The sequence below is a fragment of the Motilimonas sp. E26 genome, assembly GCF_021278025.1.
GTDB lineage: Bacteria > Pseudomonadota > Gammaproteobacteria > Enterobacterales > CBDFNC01 > Motilimonas.
The window spans coordinates 1-1,607 of record NZ_JAIBHJ010000066.1; the positions used below are offsets into that span (position 1 = coordinate 1).

The window sequence follows — 1,607 nt, forward strand, 5'->3', positions numbered from 1 at the left end:
TTCACCAACAAACAGCGCGACAAAATCAAAGTGTTGTACTGGGATAAAACAGGCTTTGCTCTTTGGTACAAGCGCCTTGAAAAAGCCAAGTATAAGTGGCCTACAAAAGAGAAAAATGAGGTGTTTATCCTGACTCAATTCGAGCTTGATAGACTCCTTTCTGGCTTCACGATTATCGGCCATAAACCCGTTAAAATAAACAATTTTACAATGACTTAATCGAAAATAAAGCCTTATTCACCAAGCGTTAATGGCATAATTTTAATATAATCAATGCCATGAAAAAGACGCCAAATATTAACCCAGAAAGCCAAGATGTTGCCGAGCTACAAGCGATGGTGAAAGCGCTGATGGCGTCGCAAAAACAGAAAGAATCTGAGTGGAAACAAGAGCGCCAGTCGCTACTTGAACAGCTCAAGCTGGCCTTCGACCGCCAGTTCGCTATACGCTCGGAGGCGTTAAAGCCTTACAATGAATCTCAAGGTGACCTCTTCAACGAAGTGGAATGTGAAGCCGCTAAAGAAGAAGTTGAGGTCACGACCACCACCACGAAGAAACGTGGTAAACGCAAGCCACTTCCAAAGACCTTGCCTCGTGAGGTTATCGAACTTGATTTAGACGACCATGAAAAGCAGTGCGCTTGCTGCCAACATAATCTGCATAAAATCGGTGAAGACCGCAGTGAGAAACTTGAGTTCTCACCAGCGGTGCTCAAAGTGCTGGAATATGTTCGTCCTAAATATGCTTGTCGTCAGTGCGAGCAAACTGAAGACAACCATCGCATCGTTCAAAAGCCAGCGCCGCAAAGCATTATCCCTAAAAGCTTCGCGACAGAAAGTCTGCTTGCCAACATCATCCTTGGCAAATATCAATACGCGATGCCACTGTATCGCCAAGAGTCGCTGTTCACTCAATCGGGTATCGAACTATCACGCACCACCATGGCAAGGTGGGTTATCCAAGTCAGTGAGAAGTTCAAACCACTCTATGGCGCCCTAAAAGAGCACTTACTTCAACAAGTCGTGGTTCAGGCGGATGAAACGCCGCTCAATGTGCTCAAGGAAGATAAGCAATGCTACATGTGGCTCTACTGCTCGGGGGCTGACTCGCCAGGTGCCGCACTGCCCAATGTAAAGAATATCGCCTTGTACGACTATCAAAACAGTCGCGCGAAGGCGTGCCCTGTTGCCTTCTTGGAAGATTATGGTGGTTATCTGCAAACCGATGGCTATGGTGCCTATGATGGGCTTCATCAAGTCACTAATATTGGCTGCTTGGCGCATGCACGGCGTAAGTTCATGGATGCGAAGAAGCTTCAAGGTAAAGGTAAGACAGGCAAAGCGGATAAAGCGCTGGCCAAAATCCAGAAGCTCTATGGGATAGAATCTCGCTTAAAAGGTGAGTCTGCGGAAAAACGAAAAGCTGAACGTCAGCAACATGCCAAGCCGATACTGGATGAGTTGTACGAGTGGATGACAACTCAACAAGTGATGGAGTCTAGCCCGCTGGGTAAAGCGATAAAATACACGCTCGGCCAATGGCCAAAGCTCATCCGCTATATCGATGACGGCCATTTATCGATAGACAATAACCGCGCTGAACGCGCA

At 46.9% G+C, this 1,607-nt stretch carries 2 protein-coding genes; both read left to right on the forward strand.

Going from position 1 to position 1,607, the window contains the following annotated elements; translation table 11 throughout:
* Positions 1-219 (forward strand): IS66 family insertion sequence element accessory protein TnpB (gene tnpB, locus K1M91_RS21115; RefSeq protein WP_232804232.1); only part of this gene is annotated, 219 nt, incomplete at its 5' end.
* Positions 220-278: 59 nt separating this feature from the next.
* Positions 279-1,607, forward strand: a 1,329-nt coding sequence (locus K1M91_RS21120; protein ID WP_232804233.1) for an IS66 family transposase, incomplete at its 3' end; no start/stop codon positions are given.